We start from the raw sequence: 19,309 nt of genomic DNA, 5'->3' as shown, positions 1-19,309 counted from the left end.
TCATGATTCGCGAAGAATTCCTGCGCCTGGCCGCTGCCGGCTATAACCGTATCCCGCTTGCCTGCGAAACCCTGGCCGACTTTGACACGCCGTTATCGATCTACCTCAAGCTGGCCGACCAACCCAACTCCTACCTGCTCGAGTCGGTGCAGGGCGGTGAGAAATGGGGGCGTTACTCCATTATTGGCCTGCCGTGCCGCATGGTACTGAGGGTTCATGATCATCGCATCAGCGTGACCCATGATGGCGTCGAAATCGAAAGCATGGAGGTCGAAGATCCGTTGGCCTTCGTTGAATCGTTCAAGGCCCGCTACAACGTGCCGACCATCCCTGGCCTGCCGCGTTTCAACGGTGGGCTGGTGGGGTACTTCGGCTACGACTGCGTGCGCTACGTGGAAAAGCGTCTGGGCACTTGTCCGAACCCGGATCCGTTGGGCGTGCCTGACATTCTGTTGATGGTGTCCGACGCGGTGGTGGTCTTCGACAACCTGGCTGGCAAGATGCACGCTATCGTGCTGGCCGATCCATCTCGTGAAGATGCCTACGAGCAAGGTCAAAAAAGCCTGCAGGCGCTACTGGAAAAGCTCCGTCAACCGATCACGCCTCGTCCCGGGCTGGATTTCAGCAAGCAGGCGGCGACCGATCCGGTATTCCGCTCAAGTTTTACCCAGGGCGATTACGAAAGGGCTGTCGATACCATCAAGGAATACATCCTGGCCGGTGACTGCATGCAAGTGGTGCCGTCGCAACGGATGTCCATCGACTTCAAGGCAGCGCCTATCGATCTGTATCGAGCCCTGCGTTGCTTCAATCCGACGCCCTACATGTACTTCTTCAATTTTGGCGATTTCCATGTCGTGGGCAGTTCACCGGAAGTGTTGGTGCGGGTCGAGGACAACCTGATCACGGTTCGACCCATTGCCGGCACGCGTCCTCGTGGTGCCACGGAAGAGGCTGACCGCGCCCTGGAAGAGGATCTGCTGTCGGATGCCAAGGAGATCGCCGAGCACCTGATGTTGATCGACCTGGGCCGTAACGACACCGGGCGGGTCTCGGAAGTCGGTTCGGTCAGGCTCACCGAGAAGATGGTGATCGAGCGCTATTCCAATGTCATGCACATCGTGTCCAACGTCACGGGGCAGTTGAAGGCCGGGCTGACGGCGATGGATGCCCTGCGAGCGATCCTGCCTGCGGGCACCTTGTCGGGCGCGCCGAAGATTCGGGCGATGGAAATCATCGATGAGCTGGAGCCGGTCAAGCGGGGGGTGTACGGCGGAGCCGTCGGCTATTTCGCCTGGAACGGCAACATGGACACTGCCATCGCCATTCGCACGGCGGTCATCAAGAACGGCGAACTGCATGTACAGGCCGGCGGAGGCATCGTTGCCGATTCGGTGTCGGCGCTGGAATGGGAAGAAACGCTGAACAAGCGCCGGGCGATGTTCCGCGCGGTAGCGTTGGCCGAGCAGGCGCCGAGCGACTGAAACCCTTTATGCCTATGGTGAGGAAACAAGCCTGCTCACCATAGGCATCTGCAGTTCATCGAATCAGAAGTCCAGGCTGACCCCGAGACTTATCCCTTGCTGGGTGAGGTCGTCATCCTTTCGCAACGTATAACCTCCTCGCAGAGCCAACTCGTTAGTCAACTTGTGACTGACGCCCAGGCTCAGGCGATTCAGATGACTCTGGGGCGTATAGCCTTCAAGCGTGAAGTCGTTGGCGGGCAGGCTGTTAAGGGCGATGTTCACTTTCTGGGTATCGTCTTCGTACTCACGTTCGTGGGCATACTCGCCATACACCTGGGTCTGACGGGTGAAGTTGTATTTGCCCTGCAGGCCGATGCCCAGGCGTTTCGAGTCGCGCTTCTGGTCATCGAAGGTCAGGGCCGTGGAGCGGTTGCTCTTTTCCGAATATTTATCGACTTCCACCTTCGCATAATCGGCGCTGATAAACGGCGAAAGGTGCCACTCGCTGCCCGGCTGGGCAATGTCGTAGCCCACGCGAGTACTGAATGCCCATAGATGGCCGTCTGTGTCGCCTTTCTCCTGTGCTTCGTTGACGCCCAGGTCGAACTTGCGCTCCAGATTGTCGTAGTCGAGCTTGCCACCGGTCAGTGCCGCATCGGCCCACCAACGATTTTGTTGGAACTGGGCGAAAGCGGTCGCCAGGTAGCTGTTGAGTTTGTAGTCCGAGTCGTTATGGCCTGCCGACATGTCCTGGCGGTAGAAACCGGCGGCGACCCCTACGCGCCAAGCCTCGTTGAGGCGATAGCTGCCACCTACGTTGAGGTTGTAGCCGCTGCCGTCGGCGCTGGCGCCGCTGCCCTGACTGTCCAGGTCCAGATGTTGTCCGCCCCCCGCGACGATGGCTCGCCACTGGCCGACCGCCTGCCAATCCTCCCAATCCGACTGCCATTGGCTGCGTAATTCGTCCTGGTGAGCCCGCAGAGTCGAGTGGGCCATTTCCGGCAACAACGTCAGTTCCCATGGTGCCGCGAGTAGGGAGAAGGCATAGTCGGCGATCAGTTTTTGCCCGGTTTCGGTCGGATGGACCGCGTCGTTGTAGATCAGCTTGCTGGGGTCCGGCGTGGCACTGTTGATGCCGTAGGTGGCGTTTTCCGTGCAGCCATTGCCGCTGAAGCAGGTTGCAGTGAGGTTCTCACCGGTGGCGAGGCCGAATCTTGCCGGATCGGCGAAGCTTTCCTTCAGTAAAAGCGGAATGTTCAACGGAATGATTTCGGCATCGATGCCTTGCAATCGCGTGAGCAGGTGTTGGTTGAACTGATTGCCCAGTTGCGAAAAGGTGTCCTGCAAAGGGCCGCCATTGAGAGCGGGGGTCAGGCCCAGGTCGGGCAACAGCCAGACCATCACATATCGGGCGCCGGCCGTTTGCAGTGCCTGGACACTGTCGGCCAGGCGGCCCGCGGCCTGGTTCGCTTGCTCGGGAGTCAATACACGTCCTTGAAGAAAATCGTTGCCACCACCGGAAAGGTAATACAGCGCATTCGGGTCGGCGCGCAGACCATTGGATTGCAGGTAGCCGGGACGGCTGCGCTCGCCGGTGTCGGATACGCCGGTAATCGATTCGAGGATCTGGTCGGTGCGATAGCCGCCTACCGCCCAGTTATTGCCGTCTGCCAGCCCCTCGCTGGCACGGACCGCCGACGTGGAGGCGGCTGTTTCGTCGGCGGAATAGCCCAGGCGCCCGCCGAGCAACTGGGTGGAGTTGGCGGAATAGGCTTCACCGCTGCCATTCGTGTAATTCGGGCCGGTTCGGTTGGTATAGCGCGTAGTCGAGCCGGGCGGGCCGTTCGGGTCGGCGAACTGGCCAGCATCGTTGAGGCTGTCGCCGAACACGATGAACTGGGAGTACGGATTGGGGGCGGCGCTCGCCGGGGAACAAGCCATCGCCAGCAGGCAACCGGCAATCGGTACGAACAACGTCTTTTTGTTCATGGGTAAAGTCCGTTTTTATCTTATTGTTGTTAGAAAGGCGGAACGACAGTACCAAAAACTTTCCGCGTTTTGCCATCTTCCCGAAGGTCGCGATTGTTTCAAAGCCCTTCGGGTTCGGTCATATTGCGTGCTCCGCCCAGCTAGGCTACTGTGCCGGAACGTATGAACGAGACTTCCCCTGTGTCGATTGTCAGCAAGCTTCCGGATCAAATGATCAAGGCACACGCCCGTTGGCGTTGGCGCGCCTGAATATTCCCTGCCGGCTGCGCCGGACCTGTACCGATTTGCCTTCTTTACCTGCTTGAAAGCCGCTTCGCTGGCGCATCACATGCCCTGCCAAGCGCAATACCGCGCGGGTTTATCTCGAAGGCTGTAATTAAAGTCAGTGAATTCAAAAGGTTGCTTACGCCATGTTGCTGATGATCGATAACTACGACTCCTTTACCTATAACGTTGTGCAGTACCTGGGCGAGCTGGGCTCCGAGGTCCGGGTCGTGCGCAACGACGAATTGACCATCGCCGAAATCGAAGCCCTCAAGCCGGAGCGCATCGTGGTTTCGCCTGGCCCATGCACGCCGACCGAAGCGGGCGTTTCTATCGACGCCATCAAGTATTTTGCCGGCAAGCTGCCCATCCTGGGGGTCTGCCTGGGGCACCAGTCAATCGGGCAGGCCTTTGGCGGCGAGGTGGTGCGCGCCCGACAAGTCATGCACGGTAAGACTAGCCCGGTATTCCACGAGGACAAGGGCGTATTCGAAGGGCTGAACCGGCCGCTCACCGTCACTCGTTACCACTCGCTCATCGTCAAGCGGGAAAACCTGCCCGACTGTCTGGAGGTGACCGCCTGGACCCAGCTCGAAGACGGTTCCATGGACGAGATCATGGGGCTGCGCCACAAGACGTTGAATATCGAGGGTGTGCAATTTCATCCCGAGTCTATTCTCACCGAACAGGGTCACGAGCTGTTCGCCAACTTCCTCAAACAAACCGGCGGCACGCGCTAAGGACTTTTCATGGATATCAAGACAGCCCTGAGCCGTATCGTCGGCCATCTCGACCTGAGCACCGACGAGATGCGCGATGTGATGCGCGAAATCATGACCGGTCAATGCACCGATGCGCAGATTGGCGCGTTCATGATGGCCATGCGCATGAAAAGCGAGAGCATCGATGAAATCGTCGGCGCGGTCTCGGTCATGCGCGAGCTGGCGGACAAGGTCGAGCTCAAGACATTGGACGGTGTGGTGGATGTGGTTGGCACTGGTGGCGACGGGGCGAATATCTTCAACGTGTCCACCGCTTCGGCATTTGTCGTTGCGGCGGCCGGTTGCACCGTGGCCAAGCATGGCAATCGCGCGGTCTCGGGCAAGAGCGGCAGCGCTGACCTGCTGGAAGCCGCCGGTATCTACCTGAACCTCACGCCCGTCCAGGTGGCGCGCTGCATCGACAATGTCGGCATCGGCTTTATGTTCGCCCAGACTCATCACAGTGCCATGAAGCATGCCGCTGCACCGCGTCGTGAACTGGGCCTTCGCACGCTGTTCAACATGCTTGGCCCGCTTACGAATCCGGCCGGCGTGAAACATCAGGTGGTTGGAGTGTTCAGCCAGGCGTTGTGCCGGCCGTTGGCGGAGGTGCTGCAACGTTTGGGTAGCAAGCATGTGCTGGTGGTCCATTCGAAGGATGGCCTGGACGAGTTCAGTCTGGCGGCCCCCACTTTCGTGGCTGAGCTGAAGAATGATCAGATCAGCGAATATTGGGTCGAACCTGAAGACCTGGGTATGAAGAGCCAGAGCTTGCATGGTCTGGCCGTGGAGGGGCCGGCCCAGTCGCTGGAGCTGATCCGTGATGCCCTGGGGCGTCGCAAGACCGAGAATGGCCAGAAGGCCGCTGAGATGATCACGCTCAACGCCGGTGCGGCGTTGTATGCCGCCGACCACGCCAGCACCCTCAAGCAGGGCGTGGAACTGGCCCATGATGCCTTGCACACTGGCCTGGCTCGGGAGAAGCTGGAAGAGCTGGGTGCATTTACCGCCGTATTCAAAGTGGAGAACGAAGGATGAGCGTGCCAACGGTTCTGGAAAAAATCCTGGCTCGCAAGGCTGAGGAAGTGGCCGAGCGCAGTGCCCGGGTCAGTCTGGCCGAGCTGGAAAACCTGGCACGTTCGGCGGATGCGCCTCGTGGTTTCGCCAAGTCACTGATTGATCAAGCGAAGAAAAAGCAGCCGGCGGTGATTGCCGAGATCAAGAAGGCTTCCCCCAGCAAGGGCGTGATCCGCGAACATTTCATTCCGGCCGACATCGCCAGGAGTTATGAGAAGGGCGGAGCGACTTGCCTCTCGGTACTCACCGACATCGACTTTTTCCAAGGTGCCGACGATTACCTCAAGCAGGCGCGTGGCGCATGCAATCTGCCGGTGATTCGCAAGGATTTCATGATCGATCCGTATCAGATCATTGAAGCCCGTGCGCTGGGCGCCGACTGTGTGTTGCTGATTGTCTCCGCCCTGGACGATGTGAAAATGGCTGAGCTGGCGGCCGTTGCCAAGAGCGTGGGCCTGGACGTGCTGGTAGAGGTGCATGACGGCGAAGAGCTGGATCGGGCCCTGAAGACCCTGGACACCCGGCTGGTGGGCATTAACAACCGCAACCTGCATACCTTTGACGTCAGCCTGGAAACCACCCTGGACTTGCTGCCACGCATCCCGCGTGATCGGCTGGTCATTACCGAAAGCGGCATCCTCAACCGTGCCGACGTCGAGCTGATGGAAGTCAACGACGTGTACTCGTTCCTGGTGGGCGAGGCCTTCATGCGCGCCGAAAGCCCGGGCACGGAGCTGCAACGCCTGTTCTTTCCCGAGCGTGGCATTCCGGTGAGCGGTTCGACGCTTGATTGATGCCATGTCACCGGTGATCTCCCTCGCCGTAGAGACTGGCCTGGAAGCCGAACAGGATTTGTTGGCCAGTATCTGTGCCGGTGATGCCGAGTTCGGCCTGCTATTCTGGCGCCCCGACGACCGTGCGCTGGTCATGCCGCGCCGTTTGAGTCGCTTGCCGGGATTCGAGCACGCCTGTGACGTATCGGCAGCGAACGGTTGGCCGGTGTTGCTGCGCGAAACGGGAGGAGAGCCGGTGCCGCAGTCTGCTGCCACTGTCAACATCGCCCTTGTTTATGCACCTCCACGCAGTGAAGGTGATCACGGTCGGATTGAAACCGCGTATCGCCGATTGTGCGATCCCATATGCCAGCTGTTGGATGAGCTCGGTGGAGTGGCTTCGCTGGGGGAAGTCGACGGGGCATTTTGCGACGGTCGATTCAATGTCAATCTCGATGGTCGGAAAATGGTTGGCACCGCTCAGCGCTGGCGCCAGAGCAAGGGTGGCCAACGTCCTGTAGGTCTGGTGCATGGGGCGCTGTTGCTGGACAACGAACGAGAGTCGATGGTTGCCGCGGTCAATCGTTTCAACGAAGCCTGTGGCCTGGAGCAGCGGGTCCGGGCCGAGAGCCACATCGCCCTGCATGAGAAATTCCCCGCCCCTCACGCGCTGGAGCGGCTCGAGGCGCTGTATCGGGATCTGGCGGGTGAGCTGTTCTAGCGCGTACCGAACACCACCATTGTCTTTCCCTTCACGCTTACCAGATTGCGCTCTTCCAGGTCCTTGAGCACGCGGCCGACCATTTCCCTTGAGCAACCCACTATGCGACCGATTTCCTGTCGGGTTACCTTGATCTGCATGCCGTCCGGGTGAGTCATGGCATCGGGCTGCTTGCACAGCTCCAACAGGCAGCGGGCGACACGACCGGTCACGTCAAAGAAGGCGAGGTCGCCCACCTTGCGGGTGGTATTGCGTAGGCGCTGGGCGATCTGGCCGCCGAGTACATAAAGGATGTCCGGGTCCTGGAGGGACAACTCCCGGAATTTGCTGTAGCTGATTTCTGCAACTTCGCATTCGATCTTGGTCCGCACCCAGGCGCTGCGCTCCTGCTCCTTGCCCGCCTGCTCGAATAACCCCAGCTCACCGAAGAAGTCCCCTGAGTTAAGGTAGGCGATGATCATTTCTCGCCCATCTTCGTCTTCGATCAGGATAGTGACCGACCCCTTGATGATGAAAAACAGCGTATCGGAACGATCGCCGGCGCAGATGATGTTGTGTTTGGCCGGGTAGCGGCGACGCTGGCAATGCATCAAGAGCTTGTCGAGGTTCTTGATCTTGAACGTGGGAGTAATGGCAACCATGGTTGATCCCGAAAGACTGCGCGATATATGTTGGTTTGGTTTTTTTTATGGATGCGAATGGCTATCGCTAAAAGCTGGCGATACGCCAGCGAATGGCCGCCAGCTTAACAGAGCTCTCTGAATTGATTCGAGAATTTACCTAGCGCCCCGTCCCGCAAGCGGGTTTCCTTGACGAATGGTGTTGGCATCGCACGCTGAAGACTGCCAGGAGGAGCGCTGTGCTAAGCTGGCGACCCTTTTTTAGACAGTGGAGTCTTGGCGATGAAGGCACGCATCCAATGGGCTGGCGAAGCCATGTTCCTCGGTGAGTCTGGCAGCGGTCATGTGGTCGTGATGGACGGCCCGCCCGATGCCGGTGGTCGGAACCTGGGTGTACGGCCGATGGAAATGCTCCTGCTGGGCGTGGGTGGCTGCAGTAACTTCGATGTGGTCAGCATTCTCAAGAAGTCGCGCCAGGCTGTCGAAAGTTGCGAGGCTTTTCTGGAGGCAGAGCGTGCGACTGAAGATCCGAAGGTGTTCACCAAGATCCACATGCATTTCGTGGTCAAGGGACGCGCCTTGAAGGAGGCCCAGGTCAAGCGTGCCATTGAATTGTCCGCCGAAAAATACTGCTCGGCGTCGATCATGCTGGGCGCCGCCGGCGTTGAAATCACCCATGATTATGAAATCATCGAGTTGGGTTGAGCCGGTAGGCAACATGCCGCGTCCGGACAAAAAAAGCGAGGGCCCTGTTTGGGCCCTCGCTTTTTTTGTAGTGCTGCTTCGTTCTGACAGGCGACGCGGTCATCAGATCCGATAGGTGCTCTTGGTCATGACCTTGGCCAGCAGGCTCATGCCGAACTTTACCGGCGACGGAAAACGGAAACCGCCGGCCTCGAGAGCACTTTGCGCATGGTGTTCCTCGTCCTCGCGCATCTGCTCCAGAATCGCTCGGGACTTTTCATCCTCTGGTGGCAGTTGCTCAAGATGCTCGTCCAGATGTTTGCATACCTGATGTTCCGTCGCCGCGACGAATCCCAGGCTGACTTTGTCGCTGATCAACCCAGCCACTGCGCCTATTCCAAATGACATACCGTAGAACAGTGGGTTCAATACGCTGGTATGGCTGCCCAATTGGCGAATGCGCTGTTCGCACCAGACCAGATGGTCGACTTCTTCCTCTGCTGCATGCTCCATCGCCTCGCGCACCTGCGGCAGCTTCGCTGTCAGGGCTTGGCCCTGATACAGCGCCTGGGCGCAGACTTCGCCGGTGTGGTTGATGCGCATCAGTCCCGCAACGTGGCGGGACTGCTCGTCACTCAGTTGCGCGTCCGGCTGCAGGATTGCCGGTGAAGGGCGGTACGGCTGACCACTGAAGGGCAGTAGCGTGCGCATCGCGGTATCGGCTTGCAGCAACAGGCGGTCGATCGGCGAGTAGTGACGTTGGGTGGTCATGCTTACCTCCGGAAAAATCATGGCGACCAGTTTAACCCAACCGGCCGTTCAGGATTTGCGTTGAATCAGGGTATCAACCCGGTGGCCAGTTCATCTGGCGCTGTCCCAATACATGCATATGGATGTGATAGACGGTCTGTCCGCCAAGTTCATTGCAATTCATCACGACGCGAAATCCTTCCTCGCAACCGAGCTCAAGCGCCAGGCGTTGGGCAGTGAACAGAATATGCCCGGCCAGTCCCTTGTCTTCTTCGGTCAAATCATTGAGGGTGCGGATCGGTTTCTTTGGAATGACCAGAAAATGTACCGGTGCCTGCGGGGCGATGTCATGGAAGGCCAGGACCTGATCATCCTCGTAAATGATCTTGGCCGGGATCTCCCGGTTGATGATCTTGGTAAACAGAGTATCCACAGCAGTTTCTCCCTAGGGTCGTGGAGCTCGAGTGTACTGAAGGTTCGGCGGGTGGGCTCGGTTTCGCTTCTGGTTTTATTCAACGGGGACAGTAAGCCTTGTTGATCATGCCTGCGAGAGACCTGACCAGCCAGCGTGGCCCCAGTCGCGGTAACCGGGCCAACCAGCGGTTGCGCCGTCCCGGAATGATGATTGCCCGGTTCTTGTCCAGGGCGCGTACGGCATAAAGCGCTACTTCCTCGGGGCTCATCAGTGGCTGGCTGTCGATGAGTTTTCGTTCGTTCAGCTGTGCCCTGGCGAAAAACTCGGTCCGGGTCGGTCCGGGGCAAAGTACCGATACCTTGATTGCGCATTTCTTCAGCTCGACCCGCAGGGCTTCGGAGAAGTGCAGTACATAGGCTTTACTGGCGTAATAGGTACTCATCCAGGGGCCTGGCTGGAACGCCGCGATCGAGGCAACGTTCAGGATCTGTCCGCCGCCATGCAGGGCCATGCTATTGCCGACGGCGTGACAGAGGCGTGTCAGGGCGAGGATGTTGACTTCGATCAGGTCTTGTTCGGTCATCCAGTCCTGGCCCAGGAACGGACCGCAGGTGCCCATGCCGGCGCAGTTGACCAGCAGATCGATCTGCCGTTCACCTTCCTCCAGCTCCAGCAGAAAACCAGACAGTCTCAGTGGCTCCCCCAGGTCGCATGCCCGGAACAAGACCTCCACGTCAAACCGTTGAGTCAGCTCTATTGCAATACTTTCCAGCCGATCACGCTGGCGGGCCACCAAGATCAGGTTTCGGCCGCGCCGGGCCAGGGCTTCGGCCATGGCAAGGCCGATGCCGCTGGAAGCACCGGTGATCAGAGCGTAACGGGTCATGCAGTTCTCCATCGCAACGGCCCGCTACCAGTGAACTGAGCCGTCACCGGCGCGAAGCGCGCTTATTGTTCCTCCTCATAGTCTACAGAAGGCTCGGCGGGTTCGGCGGCGGGTTCTGCAGCGGCGTCATCGGTGTACTCGCTGCTTTCGTAGCTGCTGAGCGAACTGCTGCCGTATTGTTCCTCGATAGCGCTGAAGACACCGGCCAGCGTGGCGAAGAATATCAGCACGATCATTACCAGCCAGAGCGATGCCAGAACTTTCACCGCTGTGGAGTTGCGCGGTGGCGGTGGGCCATAGCGATTGGGCCCTTCGTTGCCGGGAGCAATGATGAGCACAAACGGGAAGATGCTACCCACGAACGGAACAAGGGTGAGCAGCCAAAGCCACCCGGACCAGCCCAGGTCATGCAGGCGCTGGACGTTGAACTGAATGCTTACATAGGCAAAGCCGAGGAAGACAATCAACGCCAGCAGGCCGCCGACGATCATGGCCGCCGTCGAGGCGGAGGTGAAAATCCAGGCCGCACCGAGCGCAAAGGCCACGCCGACGATCAACATCATGACCAGCGTCAGCGACATGGTCCAGGCCAGGTATCGCAGCCGCCCGATACGGCCTTCGAAGCTGAATGGCTTGAGCGTGCCAAACTCGGCGACCGCTTCTCCGACCTGTGCCCGTGGGGGCGCATAGGGCGACGCGGGTTCGATGACTGATTCATGGGGCTGCGGTTGCTGTGGCGAGTGCCGCACTTCGTTCAGATTCAGTTGGAGGGATGGCTCTGCTTCGATGCGCGCATCGATTCCGCTCTTATTGAGGGCTTCCAGGTATTTCTGCGCTTCGGTCTGGGACAGGTTGCTTTTGAGGGCTACCTTGTGCCCGCCAAACAATCGCTCGATGGCGCTGACGTCGCTCTTGAACAGCTCAGCGAGATTGAGCTTGGCTGTGTTCGTATCGACGCCCGGCAGCAGGGCTCCGTCGAATACGATGTTGAAACGGGGTTCGCTCATGCCGGGCATCCTTGTCATTCGAATTTAAGTATTTGTGTTGTGATCAGTTAGTCTCAGCGAGGCCATTGACCGCCAAGCCGCACCGCCCGGGCCTGCGCCTGACGGTATTCTTCATCCAGGCGTCTGACCAATTGGTCGACACTTGGCAAGTCGTGGATTTCACCTACACCCTGGCCTGCGGACCACACGGTTTTCCAGGCCTTGGCTTCATCGTTCAGCGGCTTGAGTTTCGAACCAAAGTCCACCTCCCCTTTGCGTTGCAGGGCGGCCGGGTCGAAACCGGCGTTTTCCAGGCTTTGTCGCATGAAGCTCGCAGGCACTCCGGAGACTGCGGGAGTATGCACGATGTCCGCGGCGCGGGATGTGAGCAACATCTCCTTATAAGCGTCAGGCGCATGACTTTCGGTCGTACCGATAAAGCGCGTTCCCAAGTAGGCCAGGTCCGCGCCGAGCAATTGAGCTGCCAGAATCTCATGGCCGTGGTTCAGGCATCCCGCCAGCAGCAGGGCCTTGTCGAAGAATTGCCTGATTTCCGCGATCAGCGCAAACGGGCTCCATGTGCCGGCGTGCCCGCCCGCGCCGGCAGCCACGGCGATCAATCCATCGACACCGGCGGCGGCCGCCTTCTCGGCATGGCGGCGTGTGGTCACATCATGGAACACCAGGCCCCCATAGCCGTGGACCGCATCCACCAGCTCTTTCACTGCGCCGAGGCTGGTGATGACAATCGGTACCTTGTGCTCGATGCAGATCGCCAAGTCAGCCTCGAGCCTCGGATTGCTTTGGTGGACGATCAGGTTGACGGCATAGGGGGCAGGGTTTTCCATCGTCCTCAGACCCGCTTCAATTTCCTCCAGCCAGGCCTTGAAGCCACTGCTTTCGCGCTGATTCAACGCGGGGAAGCTGCCGACGATACCGTTGCGACAACACGCCAGCACCAGCTGCGGGTTGGAAATCAGGAACATCGGCGCCGCCACGACGGGCAGGCGCAGGCGTTGTTCAAGCAGAGCGGGTAACGTCATCTGGAAGTACCCCGGATAAGATTCGTCGATTGGAAGTTAGAACGGCCGAACCACGACCAGAATTACGATAGCCAGCAATATCAATACCGGCACTTCATTGAACCAGCGATAAAAGACATGGCTGCGGGTGTTCTCGCCACGGGCGAAGCGCTTCAGTTGGGCACCGCACATGTGGTGATAGCCTATCAACAACACGACCAGGGTCAATTTGGCATGCATCCACCCGGCCTGGGTGAAGTAAGCGCCGGCGTTGAGGCTGAGCAGCCAGACGCCGAACACCAGGGTCGCGATCATCGCTGGGCCCATGATGCCGCGATATAACTTGCGCTCCATGATGGTGAAGCGTTCCTTGCTGATGCTGTCTTCGCTCTGGGCGTGATAGACAAAAAGGCGAGGTAGATAAAACAGGCCGGCGAACCAGCAGACCATGCTGACGATATGCAGCGCTTTGAGCCATAGATAAAGCATTTTGTCGATTCCAGGATTCACGGTAGCCCGATAGTAGAGGTTAGAGTCGCCACACGTCACCTTGGCGGTTGTCGCAGCGCCGCGCCAGCCCTATCATCGACGGTTTTCCAGTGGTTCGTTGAGGGCAGGTTTATGGTCAAGGTCGGTATCGTCGGCGGCACGGGTTACACCGGTGTCGAACTGCTGCGTCTGTTGGCACAACATCCGCAGGCTGAAGTAGTGGTCATCACCTCCCGATCCGAGGCAGGCCTGGCCGTGGCCGATATGTACCCTAACCTGCGAGGCCACTATGATGGCCTGGCATTCAGCGTTCCAGATATCAAGACTCTCGGTGCCTGCGATGTGGTGTTCTTCGCCACGCCGCATGGCGTCGCCCATGCCCTGGCGGGCGAATTGCTGGCGGCCGGGACCAAGGTCATTGACCTGTCGGCGGACTTCCGACTGCAGGATGCGGACGAATGGGCCAAGTGGTACGGCCAGCCCCACGGGGCGCCGGAGCTGCTGGATGAAGCGGTCTATGGATTGCCGGAAGTCAATCGCGAGAAAATCAGGCAGGCGCGGTTGATCGCGGTGCCGGGTTGCTATCCGACCGCGACGCAACTGGGCTTCTTGCCATTGCTCGAGGCTGGGCTCGCCGATACTTCACGTCTGATTGCTGACTGCAAATCCGGTGTCAGTGGCGCCGGTCGTGGTGCCAGCGTCGGTTCGTTGTACAGCGAGACGTCGGAAAGCCTGAAGGCGTATGCCGTGAAAGGGCATCGCCACCTGCCGGAAATTCGCCAGGGGTTGCGCCGGGCAGCGGGTAAAGAGGTCGGTCTTACATTCGTGCCGCACCTGACCCCCATGATCCGTGGGATCCATTCCACCCTTTACGCGACCGTCGCCGATCGCTCCGTAGACCTGCAGGCATTGTTCGAAAAACGCTATGCCGACGAGCCCTTCGTCGATGTGATGCCGGCCGGGAGTCATCCGGAGACCCGTAGCGTTCGGGGTGCGAACGTTTGCCGGATTGCGGTGCATCGCCCGCAGGATGGCGATCTGGTCGTGGTGTTGTCGGTCATTGATAACCTGGTCAAGGGCGCCTCTGGCCAGGCAGTGCAGAACCTCAACATCCTGTTCGGGCTGGATGAACGGCTGGGCTTGTCCCATGCGGGGATGTTGCCGTAACTATAATTACAGGCTGCAAGCTCAAGGCTAACGGTTTGCAGCTCTTAAACGTTGTGGTTCACCGCTGCTCCTCAAATAGTTGACCGATTTTGTAGGAGAAGCGGATAATGCCTGCCATCACGCATTATGGCGGCGTAAACGCCGGGAGATATTCAGCATGAGCGTCGAAACCTTCACCCCCACGGCTTTGCAATTCACCCACGGTGCTGCGCACAAGGTGAAGAGCCTGGTCGACGAGGAGGGGAATGATCGTTTGAAGCTACGGGTGTTTGTGACGGGCGGCGGCTGTTCAGGTTTTCAGTATGGCTTCACGTTCGATGAAGAAGTGGCTGAGGATGACACTGTCGTCGAGCGCGAAGGCGTCAGTCTGGTCGTCGATCCGATGAGCTTCCAATACCTGGCAGGTGCCGAGGTGGATTATCAGGAAGGTCTGGAAGGGTCACGTTTCGTGATCAAGAATCCGAATGCCACGACTACCTGTGGTTGCGGTTCGTCGTTCTCGATCTGATTGTCGCGACAGCTTCAGCGAAAAAAGCCGCAGAGCCTTAGAGGCCCTGCGGCTTTTTGTTGTCCGAGGGTGCAGGAAAGCTCAGGCGGGATAAATGGCGCCGAGTATCCGCAGGCCTCGAGCTCCCGTGACGCTGGGGCGATTCGCAGGAATGTTTTCAAGGCAGCAGTGAGCGAGCCATGCGAAAGCCATCGCCTCGACCCAGTCCGGGTCTACGCCATAGGCTGCGGTGTTGCTGACCTTTGTGCTCGGCATAAGCTCGGCCAGGCGTTCCATGAGGGCGAGGTTGTGGGCACCGCCGCCACATACCAGCAATTCTCGGGTATCAGCCAGGGCATTTTGCAGAGACTCGACGATGGTCAGGGCTGTGAGTTCGAGCAGGGTTGCCTGCACATTCTCGGCGGCGAAAGGGGGCAGGCACGACAGGTGTCGGGTCAGCCAAGGTAGATTGAACACTTCCCGCCCCGTGCTCTTCGGTCCCTTGGTGACAAAAAATGGATCGCTAAGCATGGCCTTGAGCAGAGCTGGCTCTACTGTCCCGCTGGCAGCCCATCGGCCGTCGCGGTCGAAATGCTCATTGCGCTGTTGGTAAATCCAGGCATCAAGCAATACGTTGCCAGGGCCGCAATCAAAACCGGCAACGGGCTTTCCCGGTTCTATCAGGCTGAGATTGCTGAAGCCGCCGACATTCAACACGGCGCGGTTGCCATCACGCTTCTCGAACAATGCTTCGTGAAATGCCGGGACTAATGGAGCGCCCTGCCCACCAGCCGCCACGTCGCGGCTGCGAAAATCGCTGACGACGGTGATGCCGGTCAGTTCGCTCAGTAAGGCGGGGTTGCCAATCTGAACGGTGAAGCCTCGGGCTGGTTCGTGACGAATAGTCTGGCCGTGGCTGCCGATTGCTCTTACATCCTCGGGTTTGACATTCTGATGTTCAAGCAGCGCATTGATGCCTAGGGCGGCGAGCTGTACCCAGTTTTGCTGGGCGATGGCTGAGCGGGCTATTTCATCGGGTCCGCTGGTGCAGAGGCCGAGCAGCTCGCTGCGCAAGGCGTCGGGCATTGGGGTGTAATGCGTGGCGATCAATCTGATCGCCGAGGTCAATTCAACCAGCGCGATATCCAGCCCATCCAGGCTCGTGCCGGACATCACACCGATATAAAGTGCCATGGCCTAGCGCTTGCTCGAAGCCAGCAGCGTGGCCTTTTCTTGATCCATGCGAGCCATTAACGGCTGGCTTTGAGCCAGGAAGCGGGCGCGCTCCGACTTGGCGATCGGGTCAGCCATCGGCAGCTTCTGGCCGAGCGGGTCGACGTGAACGCCATTGACCTGGAACTCATAGTGAAGGTGTGGCCCGGTCGACAGCCCTGTGGTGCCGATATAACCGATGATCTGACCTTGCTTGACGCTACTGCCCGTCTTCACACCCTTGGCGAAGCCTTGCATATGACCGTACAGCGTCTGGTAAGTATTGCCGTGCTGGATGATGACGGTGTTGCCATAACCGCCACGACGGCCGGCCAGCAATACCTTGCCGTCGCCGGCAGCTTTGATTGGCGTGCCGCGGGGAGCTGCATAGTCGACACCTTTATGGGCGCGAATCTTGTTCAGGATAGGATGCTTGCGGCCCGCGGAAAATTTCGAGCTGATGCGAGCGAAGTCAACCGGTGTGCGGATGAACGCCTTGCGCATGCTGTTTCCGTCGGCGGTGTAGTAACTGCTGTTGCCTTGTTTGTTGGTATAGCGCACTGCGGTATATGTCTTGCCGCGATTGGTGAAGCGTGCAGAAAGAATAGGGCCGTTGCCGACGCTTTTTCCGTTGACCACTTTCTGTTCGTAGATCACGTCGAATTCATCGCCCTGGCGAATATCCTGGGCGAAATCAATGTCGTAGCCAAACACGTTGGCCATGTCCATGGTCAGGCTATGGGAAAGGCCTGCGCGTGCGGCCGACTGCGACAGTGAGCTGTTGATGACACCGTGGACGTAGGCCGATCGAACGGTAGGCTTGGTTGTAATCCGATTGAATGCATAGCCCTTGTCATTTTTGGTCAGGGTTATGCTTTCCAAGTCGCTCAGCTTGGTGTGTAGATTGATCAGCTCTCCATTCGGATTGAGTTCGAATTCGAGTTTTTGACCGCGTTGCAACTGGGTGAATTGCTTGGCTTGCTTGTCGCTGGCCAGAATTTCGTGGACCGAGGTCGCGGGCAGGCCAACCTTTTCAAACAGGGTGGAAAGAGTATCGCCCTTGGCCACGATCACCTCGCGATGGCCTGGCTCTTTCTTTTCTTCCACGACCGCGGGCTCGGTCTGGGCGGTCTCGGTGATGTCGTCGGAGCTGCTTTCGATTTGCGCGAAAGGTGATGCGGTCGGTTCGTTTGTGGCTTGGACGGCTTCGGCAGCGTCTTGATCTTGTGTCAGTTGTTCGGCGGGGCTTTCCAGTTCCAGGCTCAGAGTCGTCTTTTTGGCTTCAACGTCGCTGGAAGGGAAGACCAAAAGCGCCAGGCTGAGGAGGGCGGCGATTCCGCTTGCGGCCAGCAAGTGGGTTTTTGGGTAAAGCGGTGGCGCTTTAGACGGTTCTGTGGTCATGAGTAATTTGACTTTTAAAAAGATGAATTGGAAAAGATGAATGACATGATGAAGATGAAATAACTGTATAAAATATAACCAAATCCCCTTCGAAGCAAGCCCGCAGACGCTCTGTCTGTGGATTGGTCTCCGTGCGCCGGGCAAACCTTGTATTTGGTGCGCGATCTTGTATGGTTGGGGCCCTTTGAATCTGAGCCTTGCGGGTCTGTTATGAAGTCGGTTGAAGAGCAGCTAGCGCTGATCAAACGTGGTGCGGAAGAACTGTTGGTCGAGTCCGAGCTGATCGAAAAGCTCAAGCGTGGGCAGCCGCTCCGTATCAAGGCTGGTTTCGACCCGACGGCACCGGATCTGCATCTGGGGCACACCGTTCTGATCAACAAGCTGCGTCAGTTTCAGGAGCTGGGGCACCAGGTCATCTTCCTTATAGGTGATTTCACCGGGATGATCGGTGATCCGAGTGGGAAGAGCGCAACGCGTCCGCCGTTGACTCGCGAGCAGGTGCTCGAGAATGCCGAAACCTATAAGGCTCAGGTTTTCAAGATTCTTGATCCGGCCAGGACCGAGGTGGCGTTCAACTCTACCTGGATGGATAAGATGGGGCCTGCGGACTTTATTCGCCTCACCTCGCAGTACACCGTGGCTCGCATGCTTGAGCGCGATGACTTTGACAAGCGCTACACGACCAATCAGCCGATTGCCATTCATGAGTTCCTCTATCCGCTGGTCCAGGGGTATGACTCGGTTGCGTTGCGCGCCGACGTCGAGCTTGGTGGTACTGACCAGAAGTTCAACCTGTTAATGGGGCGTGAACTGCAGCGTGGCTATGGCCAGGAGGCCCAGTGCATCCTGACTATGCCGCTGTTGGAGGGGTTGGATGGTGTGAAGAAGATGTCCAAGTCGTTGGGCAACTATGTCGGCATCCAGGAAGCGCCGGGAGTTATGTATGGCAAGCTGGTTTCCATACCTGATGCGCTGATGTGGCGCTATTTCGAATTGCTTAGCTTCCGCTCCATGGATGAGATCAGCGCGTTCCGCGCGGACGTCGAGGCTGGAGCTAACCCGCGGGATATCAAGATCAAGCTGGCCGAAGAGATAGTCGCTCGCTTCCATGGCGAAGAGGCTGCGGCTAATGCTCACCGTGCAGCAGGTAATCGCATGAAGGATGGTGAGTTGCCAGATGATTTGCCTGAGATCGAGTTGGCTGCCAGCGAAGATATGCCGATTGCGGCTGTCCTTAATAAGGCGGGGCTGGTTAAAAATGCGGCGGTAGCGCGAGATCTCCTGGGGTCGGGTGGGGTGCGCGTGGATGGTGAGGTTGTCGATCGCTCCTATATATATAAGCTTGGCGCTACCCATGTCTGCCAGGCGGGTAAGAAGGCTTTTGCGCGCATTACGCTGAAACCGGAATAAATTGAAAATAGGTGTTGACGGCAGATTCTGAGTCTCTATAATTCGCCCCACTTCCGGCGCAGTCGAAACGGAAAACTCCTTGAAATTCAATGAGTTAAGTAAGTTTCGGCGGAGCAGGGCTTCAATCATCGAAGCACGGAAGGAGTCGCTAGAGCGGTTTCTTGGCTCGGTCGACGGTTCGATCTTCTCGGTCGAAAGCGGCAAAAAAGAGGTGTTGACAGCAGCGACTAACGCTGTAGAATTCGCCTCCCGCTAACGAGAGATCGAAAGCGCAAGTGGTTGAAGTTGAAAAAGAAATTTTGAAAACTTCGAAAATAATCACTTGACAGATACACGGGGCGCTGTAGAATGCGCGCCTCGGTTGAGACGAAAGCCTCAGCCAACCGCTCTTTAACAACTGAATCAAGCAATTCGTGTGGGTGCTTGTGGAGTCAGACTGCTAGTCAACAGATTATCAGCATCACAAGTTACTCCGCGAGAAATCAAAGATGTAACCAACGATTGCTGAGCCAAGTTTAGGGTTTTCTCAAAACCCAAAGATGTTTGAACTGAAGAGTTTGATCATGGCTCAGATTGAACGCTGGCGGCAGGCCTAACACATGCAAGTCGAGCGGTAGGGAGGTGCTTGCACCTCTTGAGAGCGGCGGACGGGTGAGTAATGCCTAGGAATCTGCCTGGTAGTGGGGGATAACGCTCGGAAACGGACGCTAATACCGCATACGTCCTACG

The 19,309-nt window shown here is 58.2% G+C and carries 19 protein-coding genes and 1 rRNA gene; 10 read left to right on the top strand and 10 right to left on the bottom strand.

The genetic code is table 11. The features are described from left to right. The first annotated feature begins 2 nt into the window (after positions 1-2). Entirely contained in the window at positions 3-1,484 is a 1,482-nt protein-coding gene (trpE, locus tag EGM97_RS02350) for an anthranilate synthase component I (protein WP_238962334.1), read from the top strand. A gap of 63 nt (positions 1,485-1,547) precedes the next feature. Here trpE and estP read toward each other — a convergent pair whose 3' ends face one another. After that, complete coding sequence (gene estP, locus EGM97_RS02345; protein ID WP_238962333.1) at positions 1,548-3,455, bottom strand: esterase EstP; 1,908 nt, start codon at positions 3,453-3,455, stop codon at positions 1,548-1,550. 410 nt (positions 3,456-3,865) lie between these two features. Between estP and EGM97_RS02340 the strand changes: the two genes are divergently transcribed. From EGM97_RS02340 to EGM97_RS02325, 4 genes are read left to right on the top strand one after another with little or no spacing between them, the layout of a single operon-like run. Further along, positions 3,866-4,459: an aminodeoxychorismate/anthranilate synthase component II gene (locus EGM97_RS02340; RefSeq protein ID WP_238962332.1), complete on the top strand. Its 594-nt coding sequence runs from the start codon at positions 3,866-3,868 to the stop codon at positions 4,457-4,459. Positions 4,460-4,468: 9 nt separating this feature from the next. After that, the gene (trpD, locus tag EGM97_RS02335) at positions 4,469-5,518 is read left to right on the top strand and encodes an anthranilate phosphoribosyltransferase (RefSeq protein ID WP_238962331.1); all 1,050 of its coding nucleotides are present in this window, start codon (positions 4,469-4,471) and stop codon (positions 5,516-5,518) included. After that, positions 5,515-6,351: an indole-3-glycerol phosphate synthase TrpC gene (gene trpC, locus EGM97_RS02330; RefSeq protein ID WP_238962330.1), complete on the top strand. Its 837-nt coding sequence runs from the start codon at positions 5,515-5,517 to the stop codon at positions 6,349-6,351. Before trpD ends, trpC begins: the two co-directional genes overlap by 4 nt. A gap of 4 nt (positions 6,352-6,355) precedes the next feature. Beyond that, positions 6,356-7,051: a lipoate--protein ligase family protein gene (locus EGM97_RS02325; RefSeq protein ID WP_238962329.1), complete on the top strand. Its 696-nt coding sequence runs from the start codon at positions 6,356-6,358 to the stop codon at positions 7,049-7,051. On the opposite strand, the gene crp is transcribed toward EGM97_RS02325, so the two are convergent. Beyond that, the gene (crp, locus tag EGM97_RS02320) at positions 7,048-7,692 is read right to left on the bottom strand and encodes a cAMP-activated global transcriptional regulator CRP (protein ID WP_053156435.1); all 645 of its coding nucleotides are present in this window, start codon (positions 7,690-7,692) and stop codon (positions 7,048-7,050) included. The genes EGM97_RS02325 and crp overlap by 4 nt on opposite strands. Before the next feature lie 261 nt (positions 7,693-7,953). On the opposite strand from crp, the gene EGM97_RS02315 reads away from it, so the two are divergent. Beyond that, a complete protein-coding gene (locus EGM97_RS02315; protein WP_042730268.1) occupies positions 7,954-8,376 on the top strand; it encodes an OsmC family protein in 423 nt (140 codons plus the stop codon). Positions 8,377-8,478: 102 nt separating this feature from the next. On the opposite strand, the gene coq7 is transcribed toward EGM97_RS02315, so the two are convergent. The 6 genes from coq7 to hemJ all read right to left on the bottom strand — a co-directional run bounded on the left by coq7 (position 8,479) and on the right by hemJ (position 12,903). After that, positions 8,479-9,126 carry a 2-polyprenyl-3-methyl-6-methoxy-1,4-benzoquinone monooxygenase gene (coq7, locus tag EGM97_RS02310; protein ID WP_238962328.1) on the bottom strand — a complete coding sequence of 216 codons (648 nt, stop codon included), beginning with the start codon at positions 9,124-9,126 and terminating at the stop codon, positions 8,479-8,481. A gap of 73 nt (positions 9,127-9,199) precedes the next feature. Continuing rightward, positions 9,200-9,538, bottom strand: a complete 339-nt coding sequence (locus EGM97_RS02305; RefSeq protein ID WP_003316306.1) for a histidine triad nucleotide-binding protein — start codon at positions 9,536-9,538, stop codon at positions 9,200-9,202. Positions 9,539-9,617: 79 nt separating this feature from the next. Next, positions 9,618-10,406 carry an SDR family NAD(P)-dependent oxidoreductase gene (locus EGM97_RS02300; protein ID WP_238962327.1) on the bottom strand — a complete coding sequence of 263 codons (789 nt, stop codon included), beginning with the start codon at positions 10,404-10,406 and terminating at the stop codon, positions 9,618-9,620. A gap of 62 nt (positions 10,407-10,468) precedes the next feature. Continuing rightward, positions 10,469-11,413 carry a DUF805 domain-containing protein gene (locus tag EGM97_RS02295; RefSeq protein WP_238962326.1) on the bottom strand — a complete coding sequence of 315 codons (945 nt, stop codon included), beginning with the start codon at positions 11,411-11,413 and terminating at the stop codon, positions 10,469-10,471. A 53-nt stretch (positions 11,414-11,466) separates the two neighbouring features. Continuing rightward, positions 11,467-12,435, bottom strand: coding sequence for an NAD(P)H-dependent flavin oxidoreductase (locus EGM97_RS02290; protein ID WP_238962325.1), 969 nt, complete (start codon positions 12,433-12,435; stop codon positions 11,467-11,469). A 36-nt stretch (positions 12,436-12,471) separates the two neighbouring features. Continuing rightward, on the bottom strand, positions 12,472-12,903 hold the full coding sequence (hemJ, locus tag EGM97_RS02285) for a protoporphyrinogen oxidase HemJ (RefSeq protein ID WP_238962324.1): 432 nt from the start codon (positions 12,901-12,903) through the stop codon (positions 12,472-12,474). A 132-nt stretch (positions 12,904-13,035) separates the two neighbouring features. Here hemJ and argC point away from each other — a divergent pair, with 132 nt between their 5' ends. Continuing rightward, positions 13,036-14,070 (top strand): N-acetyl-gamma-glutamyl-phosphate reductase, encoded by a 1,035-nt coding sequence (gene argC / locus EGM97_RS02280; protein ID WP_232776577.1) that lies wholly within the window; start codon positions 13,036-13,038, stop codon positions 14,068-14,070. Between the two features lie 157 nt (positions 14,071-14,227). After that, positions 14,228-14,578, top strand: coding sequence for an iron-sulfur cluster insertion protein ErpA (erpA, locus tag EGM97_RS02275; RefSeq protein WP_053156455.1), 351 nt, complete (start codon positions 14,228-14,230; stop codon positions 14,576-14,578). Between the two features lie 81 nt (positions 14,579-14,659). Here the strand turns inward: erpA and EGM97_RS02270 are convergent, their stop codons facing one another. Together EGM97_RS02270 and EGM97_RS02265 are read right to left on the bottom strand one after the other, a co-directional pair. Further along, positions 14,660-15,751, bottom strand: a complete 1,092-nt coding sequence (locus tag EGM97_RS02270; RefSeq protein WP_238962323.1) for an anhydro-N-acetylmuramic acid kinase — start codon at positions 15,749-15,751, stop codon at positions 14,660-14,662. A gap of 3 nt (positions 15,752-15,754) precedes the next feature. Further along, positions 15,755-17,170 carry a peptidoglycan DD-metalloendopeptidase family protein gene (locus tag EGM97_RS02265; protein WP_238962322.1) on the bottom strand — a complete coding sequence of 472 codons (1,416 nt, stop codon included), beginning with the start codon at positions 17,168-17,170 and terminating at the stop codon, positions 15,755-15,757. Between the two features lie 210 nt (positions 17,171-17,380). On the opposite strand from EGM97_RS02265, the gene tyrS reads away from it, so the two are divergent. Both tyrS and EGM97_RS02255 read left to right on the top strand, forming a co-directional pair. Beyond that, complete coding sequence (gene tyrS, locus EGM97_RS02260; RefSeq protein WP_238962321.1) at positions 17,381-18,580, top strand: tyrosine--tRNA ligase; 1,200 nt, start codon at positions 17,381-17,383, stop codon at positions 18,578-18,580. A 545-nt stretch (positions 18,581-19,125) separates the two neighbouring features. After that, positions 19,126-19,309, top strand: a 16S ribosomal RNA gene (locus EGM97_RS02255); the annotation flags it as partial.

Source organism: Pseudomonas sp. AF32 (assembly GCF_022342325.2).
GTDB classification, from domain to species: domain Bacteria; phylum Pseudomonadota; class Gammaproteobacteria; order Pseudomonadales; family Pseudomonadaceae; genus Aquipseudomonas; species Aquipseudomonas uvaldensis.
This window is presented reverse-complemented; position numbering and strand designations above follow the sequence as displayed.

Excerpts from the sequence above, each read along its gene's own strand:
- trpC (WP_238962330.1), top strand. The coding sequence starts at position 5,515 with ATGAGCGTGCCAACGGTTCTGGAAAAAATCCTGGCTCGCAAGGCTGAG.
- EGM97_RS02290 (WP_238962325.1), bottom strand. The coding sequence starts at position 12,435 with ATGACGTTACCCGCTCTGCTTGAACAACGCCTGCGCCTGCCCGTCGTG.
- crp (WP_053156435.1), bottom strand. The coding sequence starts at position 7,692 with ATGGTTGCCATTACTCCCACGTTCAAGATCAAGAACCTCGACAAGCTC.
- EGM97_RS02300 (WP_238962327.1), bottom strand. The coding sequence starts at position 10,406 with ATGACCCGTTACGCTCTGATCACCGGTGCTTCCAGCGGCATCGGCCTT.
- hemJ (WP_238962324.1), bottom strand. The coding sequence starts at position 12,903 with ATGCTTTATCTATGGCTCAAAGCGCTGCATATCGTCAGCATGGTCTGC.
- argC (WP_232776577.1), top strand. The coding sequence starts at position 13,036 with ATGGTCAAGGTCGGTATCGTCGGCGGCACGGGTTACACCGGTGTCGAA.
- trpE (WP_238962334.1), top strand. The coding sequence starts at position 3 with ATGATTCGCGAAGAATTCCTGCGCCTGGCCGCTGCCGGCTATAACCGT.
- trpD (WP_238962331.1), top strand. The coding sequence starts at position 4,469 with ATGGATATCAAGACAGCCCTGAGCCGTATCGTCGGCCATCTCGACCTG.
- EGM97_RS02315 (WP_042730268.1), top strand. The coding sequence starts at position 7,954 with ATGAAGGCACGCATCCAATGGGCTGGCGAAGCCATGTTCCTCGGTGAG.
- tyrS (WP_238962321.1), top strand. The coding sequence starts at position 17,381 with ATGAAGTCGGTTGAAGAGCAGCTAGCGCTGATCAAACGTGGTGCGGAA.
- EGM97_RS02340 (WP_238962332.1), top strand. The coding sequence starts at position 3,866 with ATGTTGCTGATGATCGATAACTACGACTCCTTTACCTATAACGTTGTG.
- coq7 (WP_238962328.1), bottom strand. The coding sequence starts at position 9,126 with ATGACCACCCAACGTCACTACTCGCCGATCGACCGCCTGTTGCTGCAA.
- estP (WP_238962333.1), bottom strand. The coding sequence starts at position 3,455 with ATGAACAAAAAGACGTTGTTCGTACCGATTGCCGGTTGCCTGCTGGCG.
- erpA (WP_053156455.1), top strand. The coding sequence starts at position 14,228 with ATGAGCGTCGAAACCTTCACCCCCACGGCTTTGCAATTCACCCACGGT.
- EGM97_RS02265 (WP_238962322.1), bottom strand. The coding sequence starts at position 17,170 with ATGACCACAGAACCGTCTAAAGCGCCACCGCTTTACCCAAAAACCCAC.
- EGM97_RS02295 (WP_238962326.1), bottom strand. The coding sequence starts at position 11,413 with ATGAGCGAACCCCGTTTCAACATCGTATTCGACGGAGCCCTGCTGCCG.
- EGM97_RS02270 (WP_238962323.1), bottom strand. The coding sequence starts at position 15,751 with ATGGCACTTTATATCGGTGTGATGTCCGGCACGAGCCTGGATGGGCTG.
- EGM97_RS02325 (WP_238962329.1), top strand. The coding sequence starts at position 6,356 with ATGTCACCGGTGATCTCCCTCGCCGTAGAGACTGGCCTGGAAGCCGAA.